12 protein-coding genes are annotated in these 15,535 nt (G+C 62.0%); 7 read left to right on the top strand and 5 right to left on the bottom strand.

All coding sequences use genetic code 11. The features are described 5' to 3' along the window. The first annotated feature begins 47 nt into the window (after positions 1–47). Positions 48–773, top strand: a complete 726-nt coding sequence (locus tag D3250_RS01530) for a flagellar basal body-associated FliL family protein (protein ID WP_119901598.1) — start codon at positions 48–50, stop codon at positions 771–773. 15 nt (positions 774–788) lie between these two features. On the opposite strand, the gene clpB is transcribed toward D3250_RS01530, so the two are convergent. Continuing rightward, entirely contained in the window at positions 789–3,398 is a 2,610-nt protein-coding gene (gene clpB, locus D3250_RS01525; protein ID WP_119901597.1) for an ATP-dependent chaperone ClpB, read from the bottom strand. A 170-nt stretch (positions 3,399–3,568) separates the two neighbouring features. Here clpB and D3250_RS01520 point away from each other — a divergent pair, with 170 nt between their 5' ends. From D3250_RS01520 to D3250_RS01505, 4 genes are all read left to right on the top strand, one after another. Then, positions 3,569–4,231 (top strand): restriction endonuclease, encoded by a 663-nt coding sequence (locus tag D3250_RS01520; RefSeq protein ID WP_147383453.1) that lies wholly within the window; start codon positions 3,569–3,571, stop codon positions 4,229–4,231. A 127-nt stretch (positions 4,232–4,358) separates the two neighbouring features. Then, positions 4,359–5,282, top strand: a complete 924-nt coding sequence (locus D3250_RS01515) for a DUF5655 domain-containing protein (RefSeq protein WP_119901595.1) — start codon at positions 4,359–4,361, stop codon at positions 5,280–5,282. 629 nt (positions 5,283–5,911) lie between these two features. Continuing rightward, positions 5,912–6,835, top strand: coding sequence for a F510_1955 family glycosylhydrolase (locus D3250_RS01510; protein ID WP_158583034.1), 924 nt, complete (start codon positions 5,912–5,914; stop codon positions 6,833–6,835). A gap of 208 nt (positions 6,836–7,043) precedes the next feature. Next, on the top strand, positions 7,044–7,265 hold the full coding sequence (locus tag D3250_RS01505; RefSeq protein ID WP_119901593.1) for a hypothetical protein: 222 nt from the start codon (positions 7,044–7,046) through the stop codon (positions 7,263–7,265). Positions 7,266–7,584: 319 nt separating this feature from the next. On the opposite strand, the gene hutH is transcribed toward D3250_RS01505, so the two are convergent. The 4 genes from hutH to hutU are packed head-to-tail and all read right to left on the bottom strand — an operon-like array spanning position 7,585 to position 13,556. Continuing rightward, positions 7,585–9,150: a histidine ammonia-lyase gene (gene hutH, locus D3250_RS01500; RefSeq protein WP_119901592.1), complete on the bottom strand. Its 1,566-nt coding sequence runs from the start codon at positions 9,148–9,150 to the stop codon at positions 7,585–7,587. A 41-nt stretch (positions 9,151–9,191) separates the two neighbouring features. Then, positions 9,192–10,379, bottom strand: a complete 1,188-nt coding sequence (gene hutI / locus D3250_RS01495; RefSeq protein WP_119901591.1) for an imidazolonepropionase — start codon at positions 10,377–10,379, stop codon at positions 9,192–9,194. A gap of 53 nt (positions 10,380–10,432) precedes the next feature. Further along, positions 10,433–11,824, bottom strand: coding sequence for a YjiH family protein (locus tag D3250_RS01490; RefSeq protein WP_119901590.1), 1,392 nt, complete (start codon positions 11,822–11,824; stop codon positions 10,433–10,435). Between the two features lie 40 nt (positions 11,825–11,864). Then, positions 11,865–13,556 carry a urocanate hydratase gene (hutU, locus tag D3250_RS01485; protein WP_119901589.1) on the bottom strand — a complete coding sequence of 564 codons (1,692 nt, stop codon included), beginning with the start codon at positions 13,554–13,556 and terminating at the stop codon, positions 11,865–11,867. Positions 13,557–13,743: 187 nt separating this feature from the next. Between hutU and hutG the strand changes: the two genes are divergently transcribed. After that, positions 13,744–14,775 carry a formimidoylglutamase gene (gene hutG / locus D3250_RS01480; protein ID WP_119901588.1) on the top strand — a complete coding sequence of 344 codons (1,032 nt, stop codon included), beginning with the start codon at positions 13,744–13,746 and terminating at the stop codon, positions 14,773–14,775. Next, positions 14,768–15,415 carry an IclR family transcriptional regulator gene (locus D3250_RS01475; RefSeq protein WP_119901587.1) on the top strand — a complete coding sequence of 216 codons (648 nt, stop codon included), beginning with the start codon at positions 14,768–14,770 and terminating at the stop codon, positions 15,413–15,415. Before hutG ends, D3250_RS01475 begins: the two co-directional genes overlap by 8 nt. Positions 15,416–15,535: the final 120 nt, after the last annotated feature.

Genomic DNA, 15,535 nt, shown 5'->3' with positions numbered 1-15,535 from the left:
ATGAGTGCCAGCATGGCGTCGCACCGAACGGGGAAGGCCGCACACCGATGAGCGAGACACCGCAGGGCAACGATGCCCCTGAGCAGCCTTTGTCACGGCGGGAACGCCGCGCGGCTGCCGGTGACACTGGATTCCGGCTCAACGCGGTGCCCTTTGTGATTGCCGGCGTGGTGGTGGTCATTCTCACAGTAGGGGCGCTGTGGTGGTTCTTGGGCCGCGAAGACGCTGAAGAGGCATCAGAGTGGACCTGGACGGAGGAGCCCGCTGATGGGGTCCACGCCCGCGATGTGCCCCCGGAGGACTGGGAAGCTGGATGGTGTCTGACCGGTTTCTCTGATGAGGACTCCCCGGCCAATGTGATCAGCTGTGAGCGCAACTATGACGTCCAAGTTCTCCTACGGCGTGAGATGGACGACGACGTCACTGATGGCGAGTACCCGGGCGAAGACATTGTGGCTGGGAATGCCAATCAGTGGTGCCATGAGGAGATCGAACTCAGCCCTGAGGCTGTGGAAGCGGTGGACGCTGAGCTGCAGATTGAACTGTGGCACCCCTCTGAGTCCACCTGGAACAATGACGACGACCGCCTGGTCAGCTGTTTCCTTTCCCGCGCTGATGGTGAACGGCTCAGCGGCGACTTCCTCGCTGTCGATGACTCCGACACCGACGCGGAGGACGCCGATGTCGATGTGGTCGATGAAGACCGTGAGGAAGACAGTGCGAATGGGGAGGACAGCGACGCCGAGTCAGATGAAGACTCAGACGACGACTGACCTCCCCACAATCGCTCAAGCGAGCTGCTTCACGCTCAACCCTTGGAGCGCGTCACCTTCGACTGTGAAGTCTTCGCGGTCAACCACCACTGTGGATCCGTCTTCAATCTCGCCGGCCAGCAGGGCTTTCGCGAGCTTGTCGCCGATCTCCCGCTGAACCAGCCGGCGCAGCGGGCGGGCCCCATATGCAGGGTCATAACCGGTCAGCGCCAACCATTCCTTCGCGGGGTCGGTGACCTCCAGAGTCAGCCGCCGAGTGGCGAGCCGCTCGGCCAAGCCGTGGATCTGCAGGTTCACGATCTTGGTCAGCTGCTCCATGGAGAGGGCGTCAAACATGACGATGTCATCGAGACGGTTGAGGAACTCGGGCTTGAAGCTGGAGTTCACCACCCCCATCACGGCTTCGCGCTTGGTGCGGTCGTCGGTGGACTGGTCCACCAGGAACTGTGAGCCCAGGTTGGAGGTGAGGATCAGCACCACGTTCCGGAAGTCCACTGTGCGGCCTTGGCCGTCTGTGAGCCGGCCGTCGTCGAGGACTTGAAGCAGGATGTCAAAAACGTCGTGGTGGGCTTTCTCCACCTCGTCCATCAGCACTACTGAGTATGGACGCCGCCGCACCGCTTCGGTGAGCTGACCGCCTTCATCGAAGCCCACATAGCCCGGAGGGGCACCGACCAGCCGGGCCACTGAGTGCTTTTCCGAGTACTCGGACATGTCGATGCGGATCATGGACCGTTCGTCCTCGAACAGGAACTCGGCGAGCGCCTTGGCCAGTTCGGTCTTGCCTACGCCGGTGGGGCCCAGGAACAGGAAACTGCCGGTGGGACGGTCAGGGTCGGAGATTCCGGTGCGTGCCCGGCGGACAGCGTCGGCGACCGCAGTGACGGCTTTGGTCTGACCGATCAGCCGGGAGCCGATGAGCTCCTCCATCTGCAGCAGCTTCTCGGTTTCGCCCTGCATGAGGCGGCCGGTGGGGATGCCGGTCCAGGCGGAGATGACCTCGGCGATGGCGTCGGCGTCGACCTTCTCAGAGACCATCCGGTCTTCAGCTTCGGGTTCGGCCTCTTGGGCCTCTGCCTCTTCCAGCGCCCTTTCTGCCTGGGGAATCTCGCCATACCGCAGACGTCCGACCTCACCGAAGTCACCTTCACGCTCGGCGCGCTCGGCGGCGGATTTCAGCTCGTCGAGCTTCCGGTGGAGCTCGGCGGCGCGGTTGTGTGCGCCCTGCTCGCGTTCCCACCGGGCATTGAGCGCATCGAGCTCCTCACGCTTATTGGCCAGCTCCTCCTCCAGTGCGGCCAACCGCTCCTTGGAGGCGGCGTCCGTCTCCTGGGTCAGCCACTGGCGCTCGGCTTCCAGCCGGTCCACGGCACGGCGAAGTTCGTCGATCTCCACCGGGTCGGAGTCGATCTCCATCTTCAGCCGGGAGGCAGCCTCGTCCACCAGGTCGATTGCCTTGTCTGGCAGCTGGCGTCCGGTGATGTAACGGTCGGAGAGCTCGGCGGCCGCCACCAGTGCGGCGTCAGAGATCTCAACCCCGTGATGGGCCTGGTACTTCTCTTTGATGCCGCGCAGGATCGCCACGGTGTCATCTACTGAGGGCTCTCCCACGTAGACCTGCTGGAACCTGCGTTCCAGGGCGGCGTCGGACTCAATGTTTTCGCGGTACTCATCCAGGGTGGTGGCACCGATCATGCGCAACTCTCCGCGGGCGAGCATGGGCTTGAGCATGTTGCCGGCGTCCATTGACCCGTCGGAGGTGCCTCCAGCGCCAACGACAGTATGAACCTCGTCAATGAAGCTGATGATCTCGCCCTCGGCAGCTTTGATCTCGTCCAGGACAGCCTTGAGCCGCTCTTCGAATTCGCCGCGGTACTTGGAGCCGGCCACCATGGCGCCCAGGTCCAGGGAGATCAGCCGCTTATTCTTCAGGGCGTTGGGGACGTCACCGGCTTCAATGCGCTGGGCGAGTCCTTCTACCACTGCGGTCTTGCCGACGCCGGGTTCGCCGATGAGCACGGGGTTGTTCTTGGTACGGCGGGAGAGGACCTGGACCACGCGCCGGATTTCGGCGTCGCGGCCGATCACCGGATCAAGCTTGCCTTCTTTGGCGAGCTCGGTGAGGTCGCTGCCGAACTTGGAAAGCGCCTCAAAGGTGCCCTCAGGATCCTCGGTGGTGACTTTGCGGCCCTGCCGGACTGAGTCTACGGCTGAGCGCAACGCCTTGACCTCGGCACCGTTGTCCTTCAGAGCCTGGCCGGCAGGGTCGTTGCCTCCGGCGATACCCAGCAGAAGATGTTCGGTGGAGACATAGTCATCGCCCATCCGTTCGGCCTCTGCTTGAGCGTTGCGCATGACGCTGAGTCCGTTGCGGGAAAACTGCGCATTGGCGACCGAGGAGCCAGTGGATGAGGGAAGGTCCTTGATGGCTGTTGAGGCACGGGTGGAAACAACGTCCGGATCGGCACCTGTTGCCTTCAGAGCGGCAACGGCCACGGATTCGCGGCTGTCCATGAGGGCCTTCAGCAGGTGGGCGGGTTCGACCTGCGGGTTACCTGCAGTGTTGGCGTTCATGGCCGCCGCACTGACGGCCTCCTGGGACTTTGTGGTGAGTTTGATGTCCATGGCCTCGCGGCCCCCTTTCAACGCTGAACGAAACTTGAGTCACTGATACTCAACTTTACGTGCACCGCCGTTATTCCGTAACCCCTCGGACGGTAGCAAGGTCTTCGACGAGTCACACAGGAGCCGTAACGTCTTTCTGTGATGTGCCAGACAACCTGGATAATGGCCTGATGGGGACGCAGGAGATCACGCTCGGGCACTTGCTAGAGACCTATTACCGGGAGTCCAATGACTACCGTGACCGTGGGGATAAGTTCGAACGGCTGGTGCGGTCTTATCTGACGACTGATCCGGCGTGGGCGTTCCAATTTTCTGATGTGTGGCTGTGGCAGGACTACCCAGACCGCGGGACCCGCACGGATACGGGCGTGGATCTGGTCGCGAAAGACAAGTTCACCGGCGAGTTAACAGCGATCCAGTGCAAGTTTTTAGACCCCGAGAACACGGTGTCCAAGGGCGACATTGACTCGTTTATTTCCGCTTCGCCTAAGCCGGAGTTCTCCACCCGACTCTTGGCCCATACCGCTGAGATCGGCCCCACCGCGCAGAAGACTTTGCAGTCGCAGGACCCTCCTGTGCGAGTGCTGGATCCGCATCAGATGGACCGGGCGGATATCCGCTGGGCGGAGTTCCAGGTTGAGTACCCGGACAGGATGGTGCAGAAAGGAGGGAAGAAGACCCCCTTCCCGTATCAGCGCCAAGCTATGGCTGATGTGGCCGCCGGCTTCCAGAGTTCTGACCGGGGCAAGCTGATCATGGCCTGCGGGACCGCTAAGACGTTCACTTCCCTGCACATCATGCAGGACCTGACTCTGCCCAACACCACGGTGTGAACCGCCCTGGGCTTGATGGAGACTCTGGTCTACGCAGAGTGCTATGCTGCGGACCCTTGCGATGTCATTGGTCCAGCGCCGTAGCGCCTTTGGTGAGGTGCACGTTCACGTCTGACAAACTTGCATCATGGCGGATCTTAAGCTTTTCAGAATCTCCGACGGCGCAGTTTCAGAGCTACCCTCACGAGCAGTCGTGCTCGAAAAGCACCTCCAGCAACTAATCGAGAGCAACATGGAGGCAATGTTTGGTGTCCGCTTCCTGGCCAGTGAGCACTCAACAGGAAAAATTCACAGGGGCCGAATTGACTCGTTGGGTTTAGACGAAAACAACTCACCCGTCATTTTTGAGTACAAGCGCAGCACAAACGAGAACGTCATCAACCAGGGACTGTTCTATTTGGACTGGTTGGTCGATCACCGCGGAGACTTCGAGAAAATCGTCGCTCAGAAACTAGGGCCTGACGCCTCGGACCAGGTGGATTGGGAAGCCCCCCGATTGATCTGCGTGGCCAACGACTTCACCCGCTACGACGAGTACGCCGTCAGGCAGATTGACCGCAACGTGGAACTGGTTCGCTACCGAGACTTCAACTCCGACCTGATCAGCATCGAGCTGGTGACCACCACATCGACAGAGCAGACGGCCACAGCACACAACACCATCCCCGCCGTCACAAAGCCCAACACGGCACGCGGAAGCAGCGTATCGGACCTGCTAAGCAGAGCGTCCCCGGACATCCAACGGCTCTATGAAAAGTACGAGGCATATGCGTTGAGCTTAGGCGATGACGTCGTGAAGAACATTCGGCACAATTACTTCGCCTTCCGGCGGATAAAGAACTTCGCCTGCGTGGAGGTCCACCCCAGTAGCGGCAACTTGCTGATCTACCTGAAAGTCCATCCCCCAAGCGTGGAACTCACGGAGGGATTCACCCGAGACGTCAGAAACATCGGGCATTTCGGCACGGGCGACCTCGAGCTCCGAGTCACTTCAGCGACGCCGTGGGAGACCGTGGAAGGGCTGACGTTGCGCTCCTACGAGAACAGCTAGGTTGCTGACCCGGTGAAATCGTTGCCGAAGGTCCCTTGAGAACAGGGAACCTAGCGAGAAGAGCGAGCGTTCGGGTGAGGAGATCCCTTCGTCAGTGCCCAGGAAAGCAATGACGACGATCCCGAGGCCTTCAACCCGGTTCTTTGCGCCTTGCCCATGAGTGCCTAGATCTTCCTTCGTGATGGCGAGGTCCACTGTTTCGTCATGCTCGAATTGGTCCCCGGCTGGACAAATCCGATCTCCGAACTCGGGACCGGCGCCAACATCTCTAAGGATTACGACAAGTTCGTGAGACAGACCGCGTCTCAACGAAATGTCACTCCCCATGTCAGCGGCTATCGCGTGTGACAAGATCCGCGGGATTCTACACTTGTTGTGGGTTCTAGGACTTCGCGTCGTATTTTTAGTTTCGTGGCACCCGCATCTCAGTCTCCGCAATTGTTGAGTCTTGAGTGACGCTAGGCTTGTTTCGTGTGCGTCCGCGTTCCTTCTAACAGTTAGTTCAGCCGCACCGTCAGAGAGGGCGCGGGCCCGGAGACTGCTGATCAGTCAATCAGCCTGGAAGTGGATGGTGTTTTCTACGCTGCATAGAATTGGGGATCGGACGTCCCCAGATGGAGGAGCTGATCATGAGCAGCAAAGCACCCGGCCGGAGGCCCGCATCTTTGTGGAACCCAACAGGTTGGTCGGGTGCGCGGGCAGTGACGCTAGTCGCCGTCTCGACTCTCGCGCTTACCTCGTGCGGTGCTGAAACCGACAGTGCCGATCCGGCAGGTCCATCGGAGGGCGGGGAGGGTGAGAACCTGGAGCATGTACATGGTTTGGACGTCGACCCTTCCGATGGTTCGCTGATGATCGCCAGCCACTACGGCTTGTTTAAGCTTCACGATGATGGGCCCCGCCGCGTCTCCGAGGTCCAGGATTTCATGGGCTTCACGGTGGTAGATGAGGACATGCTGCTGGCCAGCGGCCACCCGGGCGAAGGGCAGGACGCTCCAGCCAACCTGGGGTTGATTTCCTCCGCGGACGGAGGTGCCACGTGGGAGGAGGTCTCACTGAGCGGTGAAGCAGACTTCCATGCGCTGGATGCGATGGGAGACCGCGTTTACGGGGTGGATGCCGCCTCAGGGCAAGAGTTGCTGATCAGTGACGATGCCGGCCAAACCTGGCAGAGTTCGGGTGCGCCTGCGATGGCAAGCCTCGCCATAGATCCTCGCGATGCCGACACCGTGTTGGGTACCACCGAGAGTGGTCCAGTCATCAGCACCGACGGGGGACAAAGTTTCACTACTAAGGCTGACGCTCCGATCCTTCACCATGTGGATTGGGCCCCGGACGGAACGATCTTCGCACTCGATCCCGATGCCGGGGTACACCGAAGTGAGGACAACGGCGTCACCTGGGAACACGTCGGGGAGGTCCATGCGGGTGTGGAGGGCCACCCTGAGGCGCTCCACGCTGTGGACCAGGACGAAGTATGGGCCGCTGTTGGGGGGAGCATTCTGCACAGCACCGACGGTGGCGAGGGCTTCGACATCATCCACGAGAACTAACCCTCTGGAGTTCGGTCCCTCAGGTTTTGCCGACTCGTCTGATGGCCCTCCAGCAGACTAAGGGCAACGTTCTTGTTCCCCGCGCAGACGATTAGCACCCCCTCCCCGATCTGGGACCGTTCGGTCGACGAACCTCGACGGCGTTCGCCCCGTGGATATAGCATGACGAGTGACAGAGAGGATGATCCGCGCGCGTTAGGAGATCGACATGCCCACCGCTGAGCTGAACGACCTTCGTTCGACCCTTGTCCAACAATTGCTGGACAGAATCGAGGCAGAGCCTTATCCGTCTGTGACCATGCTCGATAAGATCGAGTCTCTGCTGGTGCCGGACGAGTTGCCGGCATACGTAGAGATGCTCATGGACCGGGTCAATGCTGACCTCTACCCCAGCGTCGACATGCTGAATCGGATTATGCGATTCGTCTGACGCGCAGGATGCCCTGCACCGCTCGTCGGCCCGGACTAGCGACCGCCTAGCTGGCATGGGCACCGAGGTATAGGCGTTTCCGCACCCGGCCAGTCATATTGCGGCGTCCAGGGAGTCGTCTGTGCTCTGCCAGCAACCTTGCTGCTGACCACGAGCACGGCGATCGGAAACCGTCAGATTCTTCGGCGGCTCAGCGGGGTCACCTCCTGCCGCCCAACGCAGCCCGTCTGAGTCGTCTGGGCGGGCAGGAGGACGTGTGTGTGACAACCAGCACCAGAACCGATATGACTAACGCTTTCAGCAGCTCGCTCGTGGCGCCTCAACTCGGCCCCGCAGCCTCAATCGGGAGGGTGTGCTCCATTGAAGCTAAAGCTTCAGCTGCGGCAACCACCGACCCGTCGGCGGTCAGCTCGGTGACAGCAGCCAGTTCAGGTGAGAGGAAGCGGTCCGGTCCGGGGCCCGGCACGCGGGTGCGGAGCTGCTGCACCACGGCGGTTGTGACCGGGGATCCGGGCTCCTCGCGAAGCTCAATAGCCCAGGCGGCCGCATAGAGCTCCACTGCAAGCACTGAGGTCAGGCTGCTCAACGAACGACGCAGCTTCCGGGCAGCACCCCACCCCATGGAGACGTGATCCTCTTGCATCGCAGAGCTGGGGATAGAGTCCACACTGGCGGGGGCAGCCAGCCGTTTGCTTTCCGCAACCATGGCGGCCTGAGTGTAGTGGGCGATCATCAGCCCAGAATCGACGCCGGCGTCGTCGGCCAGAAACGGCGGCAGCCCCTGGCTGCGGTGAACGTCCATCATCCGGTCAGTGCGTCGCTCGGCGATGGAGGCGACGTCGGCAGACACAATGGCCAGAAGGTCCAAGGCGTGAGCCAGCGGCGCGCCGTGGAAGTTTCCGTTGGAGGAAACCATTCCTGAGTCCAGCACCACAGGGTTGTCGATGGAGGCTCTGAGCTCCCGGCTGGCGACCTGGTGGGCGAACTCTAATGCATCACGGGCAGCGCCAGTGACCTGCGGGGCGCAGCGCAGCGAGTAGGCATCCTGCACCAGGTGATCAGAATCCTGGTGCGAGGCGACGATCGGGGAGTCCTTCAGTGCGGTCAGCATATTGGCCGCACTGAGGGTCTGACCGGGGTGCGGTCGCAGTGGGTGGAAGAGTTCGGGCAGAAAGACTTGGCCCGTGCCGTGGAGAGCTTCAACGCTCATCGCCGCTGAAAGGTCGGCTGCCGTCAGCAGGTTCTCAAGGTCAGCCAGGGCCAGCAGGAGCATGCCCAGCATCCCGTCGGTGCCGTTGGTCAGTGCCAACCCCTCCTTCTCCGCAAGTTCTACCGGGGTGATCCCGGCAGCGGCGAGTGCCTCCGCAGAGTCAGTGACCCGACCGCTGGAGTCGAGGACTTCACCCTCCCCCATCAGGACCAGCGCACAGGCAGCCAAAGGCGCAAGATCTCCAGAGCAGCCCAGCGAACCATATTCGTAGACCACCGGGGTGATTCCGGCGTTGAGGATCTCCACGTAGGTGGTCAAAACTTCCGGGCGGACCCCTGTTCGGCCGGTGGCCAAGGTCCTGGCGCGAAGCAGCATCAGGGCGCGAACCACCTCACGCTCCACCGGCTCCCCCATCCCGGCGGCATGGGACCGGATCAGCGACTTCTGCAGCTGGGCGCGCAGAGCGTGCGGGATGTGACGCTGAGCCAGTGCCCCGAATCCGGTGGAGACACCGTAGACCGGGCGCTGCGCCCCAGCCAGCTGTTCCACTGAAAACCTGCAGCGTGCGACGCGCTGCATGCTCTCAGCTGTCAGAATCACCTCTGCGTCATCCCGGGCAACGGCAATCACATCTGTCAGGCTCAGCGTGTCGGGATCAAGGGCGACGGTGGTCATAGTTGTCCTTTTCTGTGGGGTTTCACTGAGTCAGAGGGGATTCAGCCCCTACGGCCGGCGCGCCAGACTGCGGCGGTCATAGGCATGCCGGGCCGGTAGGCCAAGTGGATGGCAGCCGGGGCGTTAAGCAGATGCAGGTCAGCTCGCTTGCCGACCTCGATGGAGCCGACCCATTCCTGTGCACGCAGGGCCAATGCACCCCCAAGCGTGGCGGCACGTACGGCTTCACTCAGGCTCATGTGCATTTGGAGCACCGCTGTGGAGACGTTGAAGTTCATCGAGGAGGTATAGCTGGTGCCTGGATTGCAGTTTGAGGCCAACGCAACCTCCACCCCGGCATCTAGGAGCCGGCGGGCCGGAGCCAGCGGTTGCCGAGTGGAGAGGTCACACGCAGGCAAGCAGGTGGCTACGGTTCCGGGCGTACCGGAGGCGGTGGCGCTGTCCCATTCGGCCCAGGTGGCGCCTAACGCGGCAACGTCATCCTCGCTGAGGTGGTTGACGTGGTCGACGCTGGCCGCTCCCATCTCGGCGGCCAATCTCACGCCGGGTCCCTGCCCCAGCTGGTTGCCGTGAACGCGCAGACCCAGCCCGGCTTCAGCACAGGCCCGCAGCACCGTGCGCGACTGCTCCTCGGAGAAGGCGCCCGTCTCGCAGAAGACGTCTGCCCAGTCCACATAGGGCAGCGCGGCCTCCAACATGGGTCCGGTGACCGAGTCGATGTAGGCAGCCGCATCAACCCCTTTCGGCACCAGATGCGCCCCCAGAAAAGTAGCGGTGTCGACATAGTCGGCGGCCAACCGGGCATGCCGGGCCTCCTCCTCAACGCCGAGCCCATAGCCGGTCTTCGTCTCCAGGTAAGTGGTGCCCCCGGCAACAGCCTCGGCAACTCGCTGCCGGATGAGATCAGCGAGCTCTGCGTCCGAGGCATTCCTGGTAGCTTCTGTGGTCACGTTGATCCCACCGGCGGCGTAGGACTGACCCGCCATGCGAGCCTCAAACTCGGCACTGCGGTCCCCGGCAAATACCAGGTGGGTGTGTGAATCCACCCAACCGGGCAGCAGTGCCCTTCCTGCGGCGTCGAACCGCTTGTCGGCCGCGGGCGCATGAACGGCCGGACCGACCCAGGCGATCTGTTCACGGTCAATGACTACCGCGCCGTCTCGGATCACCCGCTGCTCGGGGTCGACAGTCCTCAGCTCGCCGATGTTGGTGATCAGGGTGGTTGTCACTAGGTGCTCCTTCTTCAGCGTGGGTCCAGCAGTAGACGACGGTCATTGGCCGCTCAGGTAATCCAGACAATCAGGTGTGCTAGCGGGGCAACAATGATCAGTGACAGGATCACCCGCTGAGCCCAAATGACGACAAGCTGCCATACCTTCAGCGGGATGTCAGTGGCCAGAATGGATGGAACGACAGCGGAGAAGAAGATGACTGCAGAGACGCAGATAACAGCGATGACCAGGCGCAGTACCTCAGACTCCGCCCCAGCCACTAGGGTCGCCGGCAGGAACATCTCAGCCACACCTAGCGCTGAGGCAGTGGCAGCAAGCTGCGGCTCCGGGATCTGCAGAAGCCAGGTGAAGGGATAGAACAGGTATCCGATCCACTCAAAGATCGGAGTGAACATGGCCACCGAGAGAGCGATCAGTCCCACGGACATGATCGACGGCAAGATCTGCATGACCATGATCAGACCGTCGCGCACAGTGGTATAGAGGTTCCGTGGCAGGCTGGGGGCGCCTTGGAGGGTCTCACCAGCCGCGCGCCAGGCGGCCTGGAACCGACCGCCCCGCGGCGACTGTTCCGGCCGGTGGGTTGTGCCGGGGAAGCACTCATCCGTGATCCTGGTCAGTGGAGGCAGCCGGGTGATGATAGCTGTAACTGCGTAGGTGACCACAAGGGTGAGCGCGAAGTACCAGAGCCACAGGTGCATGATCTCCAAGGTGCGCGCCACGATCACCATGAATGTGGCCGAGACAGTGGAGAAGCCAGTGGCGATGATTGCGGCCTCGCGTCCGGTGTAGCCGCCGTTTCGATACAGGCGGTTGGTGATCAGCAGGCCCAGTGCGTAGCTGCCTACGAATGAGGCCACGGCGTCCACAGCGGAGCGGCCGGGAGTTTTGAACAGTGGACGCATCAACGGTTGGACCATTACGCCGATCCACTCCATGAGCCCATAACCGACCAGTAGGGCCAGGAAGATTGCTCCGATGGGCACAATCAGCCCAACCTGTATCACTAACGAGTCGTACAGGAACGGTCCAAGGTCGGGATTGAAGAGAAATGCTGGTCCGAAGCCGAACACGAGCATCACCGCAGCCGCTAGGCCCACCACGTTCAGCACCGCGAAGATCAGGTATGTGGTGTTGCGTCGCCAGCGGCCGGTGGCAAAGGGATAGACAGCACCACCAGCAATGATGACTAACACCACCCAGGGCGCGGCGTCGCCGAGAAGGTCCCGGATCCAGTTGACCAAGTGATCCAGCGGGATCGTGGTGTCGTCACCGATGCGGATCGGCACAAAGAACATGAAGATCCCAATTCCGGAGTAGAGGAAGAATCTCCAGGTGCCTCGGGGTCTCGGCCGATTCTGCTGCGCGTAGCCGGTCTCTTCAGGATCGCGGTTAGTGTGAGGCTGCTCGGCTTGGTCTGGGCTGCTGGCGCTTCTGCTCATACACTTCTCCTGGCAAAGAATGTTGTCAGAGTTGCGGAACTCAACCCTTGGGGTTCATGGGTACTTGTACGCCGCGGTTCACGGCGACCTCTTGGGCCTTCTCATAGCCGGCGTCGACATGGCGGAAGATTCCCATCGCCGGGTCATTGGTCAGCAGCGCCTCCAACTTTGCTGCCGCCAGATCGGTACCATCAGCCACACCTACTTGTCCGGCGTGGATGGAACGCCCGATGCCCACCCCGCCGCCGTGGTGGATCGAGACCCAGGTAGCTCCAGAGCTGGCGGCAGTGAGCGCGTTGAGCAGAGGCCAGTCCGCGATGGCATCAGAACCGTCCAGCATTGCTTCGGTCTCCCGGTAGGGGGAGGCCACTGAACCGGAGTCCAAGTGGTCGCGGCCGATTACGATTGGGGCTTTGACCTTGCCTTCGGCGACCAGTTGGTTCAACAGCAGCCCAGCCTGGTGACGCTCGCCGTAGCCCAACCAACAGATTCGAGCGGGGAGTCCCTCGAATTCCACGTGCTCTCGGGCGGCGTCGATCCAGGTGTGCAGATGGGTGTTCTCCGGGAAGAGGTCCTTGATGGCCTGATCGGTGACGCGGATATCCTCAGGGTCACCAGAGAGGGCGACCCATCGGAAAGGCCCAAGGCCCTCACAGAACAGCGGACGGATATAGGCCGGAACGAATCCGGGGAACTCGAAGGCTCTGGAGTAACCTGCAGTTCGAGCCTCATCGCGGATGGAGTTGCCATAGTCGAACACCTCAGCTCCGGCGTCCTGGAACTCCACCATCGCTTGCACTTGACGGGCCATCGACTCCTGGGCCTTCTTGGTGAATCCTTGGGGATCGGCTGCCGCCTCAGACTCCCATTCGTCAATGGTGTACTCCACCGGCAGGTAGGCGAGAGGATCGTGGGCTGAGGTCTGATCCGTGACAATGTCGACCTCAATATCACCGGCATGGTGGCGGCGCAGCAGCTCCTCGAAGACTTCGGCGGCGTTGCCGACGTAGCCCACTGAGAGGGGCTGCTTCTGCCGCTTGGCCGACATCAGCTTCTCAAGGGCGGAGTCCAAGTCAGTGTCGACGTCGTCGCAGTAGCGTTTTCTCTGGCGGCGGCGCAGCCGATCCTCGGAAACATCGACAATGAGCACCGAACCTCCGTTGAGCGTGACCGCCAACGGCTGGGCCCCGCCCATGCCCCCGCAACCTCCGGTCAGGGTGAGTGTGCCGGCAAGAGTCCCACCGAAGCGTTTCTGGGCGACGGCGGCGAAGGTCTCAAATGTGCCCTGCAGGATCCCCTGAGTGGCGATGTAGATCCAAGAGCCGGCGGTCATCTGTCCGTACATCATCAGACCTTCCGCCTCCAGGCGTCGAAATTCCTGCCAGTTGGCCCAGTCGCCGACCAGATTGGAGTTGGCCAGCAGCACGCGGGGCGCCCAGCGGTTGGTGCGCACTACCCCGACCGGCTTGCCGGACTGGACCAGCAGAGTCTCATCGTCATCAAGACCCTCCAGGGTCTCCACAATCGCGTCATATGCCTCCCAGCTCCGCGCTGCCCGCCCGGTCCCCCCGTAGACGACCAGGTCCTCGGGCCGTTCAGCGACCTCCGGATCGAGATTGTTCATCAGCATGCGCAGGGGCGCCTCAGTTTGCCAGGACTTGGCGGTCAGTTCGGTGCCGCGGGCAGCTTGGATCCTGCGACCGGGGTCGTGCTGGGTGAAGTTCTGCGTCATCTCGAGGTCCTATTCGATGGGTGGCGGCACTTGTCATCACTCACCATGAATGTTTCATTAGTTGGTGTGTGAGTTTCATCCAGTAAAACTGTGATCTGTCACATATGCAACCCCTCTGGGGTGATACATTCAGAGCGACGCCCCGAGAATCGGGGCCGCACAACACCCACGACCAGGAGCTGAACCGATGGACACGGAGCCTGTTTCGGCACTTTGGACAGGTCGCCAGGACGGAGAGGGACCCCACCACACCCGTTGGCATGAAGCAGTGCGGGTCAAGGATCCTCACCAGACTGACAACGACTCCTACGCTGCCCAGCAAGTCAGTCTGCTCGGTTTCAGAACCGATGAGGGTATTCGACGGAACAATGGCCGCGTGGGCGCCGCCGATGGGCCCACCGCCCTGCGCCGAGCCCTCGCGCCATTCGCGCTGCACGGTCAAATGGCGGACGGCCAGGTGCGCCTCACCGACTACGGAGACGTCGTCACCGAGGGTGAGGATTTGGAGGCTGGGCAGGCCGCGGCGGCGCAGGCCATCACTGGGGCGCTGGACGCTCCAGGCGCTGAACTCGCTGTGGTACTCGGTGGAGGGCATGAGACCGCCTGGGCTTCGTACCAGGGATTGATGAATTCGGCCCACATGCGCGCTGAGGATGGTCGCAGGCCACAGTGGGGAGTGCTGAATCTCGATGCGCACTTCGACCTTCGGCAGGAGTCACGGCCCACCTCCGGCACCCCCTTCCTACAGATCGCCCAGGCCGAACAGGCGGCCGGGTTTCCGGATCTGCGCTATGCGGTCGTGGGCATCGCTGAACCGGCCAACACAGGCGCACTCTTCGCCCAAGCCCGTAGGCTGGGCGTTCGATGGATGACAGATGTTGAATGCGCTGGAGCCGGGGCGGGTGGAATTGCCCGGTTTATAGCCGACTTCGCCGCCAACCTGGATGTGCTCTACCTGACCATCGATCTAGACCTGCTGCCGGCAGCAGTAGCCCCCGGAGTTTCGGCCCCGGCCGCCCTCGGGGTCGACACCGCACTCGTGCTCGCTGCAGTACGGGCAGCGGCGGCTACGAGGAAACTCCGTTTGGTCGACGTTGTCGAGCTTAACCCCCCCTTCGACGAGCAGGGGCGCACCGCCAGGACGGCCGCCCGACTAATCGACGAGGCGGTGCGGACTGTGTTGATGGTCGAGCCTCACAACGGATTCCAGAATGACTGAACCCTCTACGCGGACCGTTCAGCGGGCGCTTACCCTGCTGGCGTCGGTATGTGACCGCGGCAGTACGACTCTGGCTGAGGTGGCCCGCGAAGCTGACCTTCCTCCCAGCACCGCCCTGCGCCTGATGCGAACCCTGGAGACAGCGGAATTTCTATCCCGGGGTGACGACAACAACTATCAGCCGGGACCCCGTCTCATCCAGCTGGGGGCTAAAGCGTTTTCGCGGGAGATGCTGGTGCCGCTGAGTCGTGAACCCATGCAAGAGGTGGTGGCGGCAACTGGCGAGTCGGTGTATCTGTCAGTGCCTGGCGCTGACGAGACAGCGCTCTATATCAGCATCGAGGAAGGCACATTTTCAGTGCGCCACACCAACTGGGTCGGTAGAACAGTTCCGTTGGAAGGCTCCGCTGCGGGAAAGGTGCTGCGCTCTGAAACCCCCGAATCTGGTTATGTGGCCTTGGAGAACACGATCGAGGAAGATGTCACGGCCATCAGCGCCCCCATCAGCGCGGGGGGCAGAGTGGTCGCTGCCATGAGCACACTAGTGCCCACATACCGACTCAGCGAGCAAAGGCGCTCCGCCTGCGGCGAGGCACTGGTGAGAGCCGCCGGCACCGTCTCTGCAGCGTTGGGCGAGTAGCAATTCCACTCAAAGAGTTATCTCGACGCATCCCAACGAGTCCAGCGTAGGCCCCCGTCATCGAAGATTTCACCGGACGGTTCGTACGGTACGTCCAGGTTGTGCCGTTGACGTTATGAA

Origin of the sequence: Nesterenkonia natronophila (assembly GCF_003595215.1) — a bacterium.
GTDB classification, from domain to species: Bacteria; Actinomycetota; Actinomycetes; order Actinomycetales; family Micrococcaceae; genus Nesterenkonia; species Nesterenkonia natronophila.
This window is presented reverse-complemented; position numbering and strand designations above follow the sequence as displayed.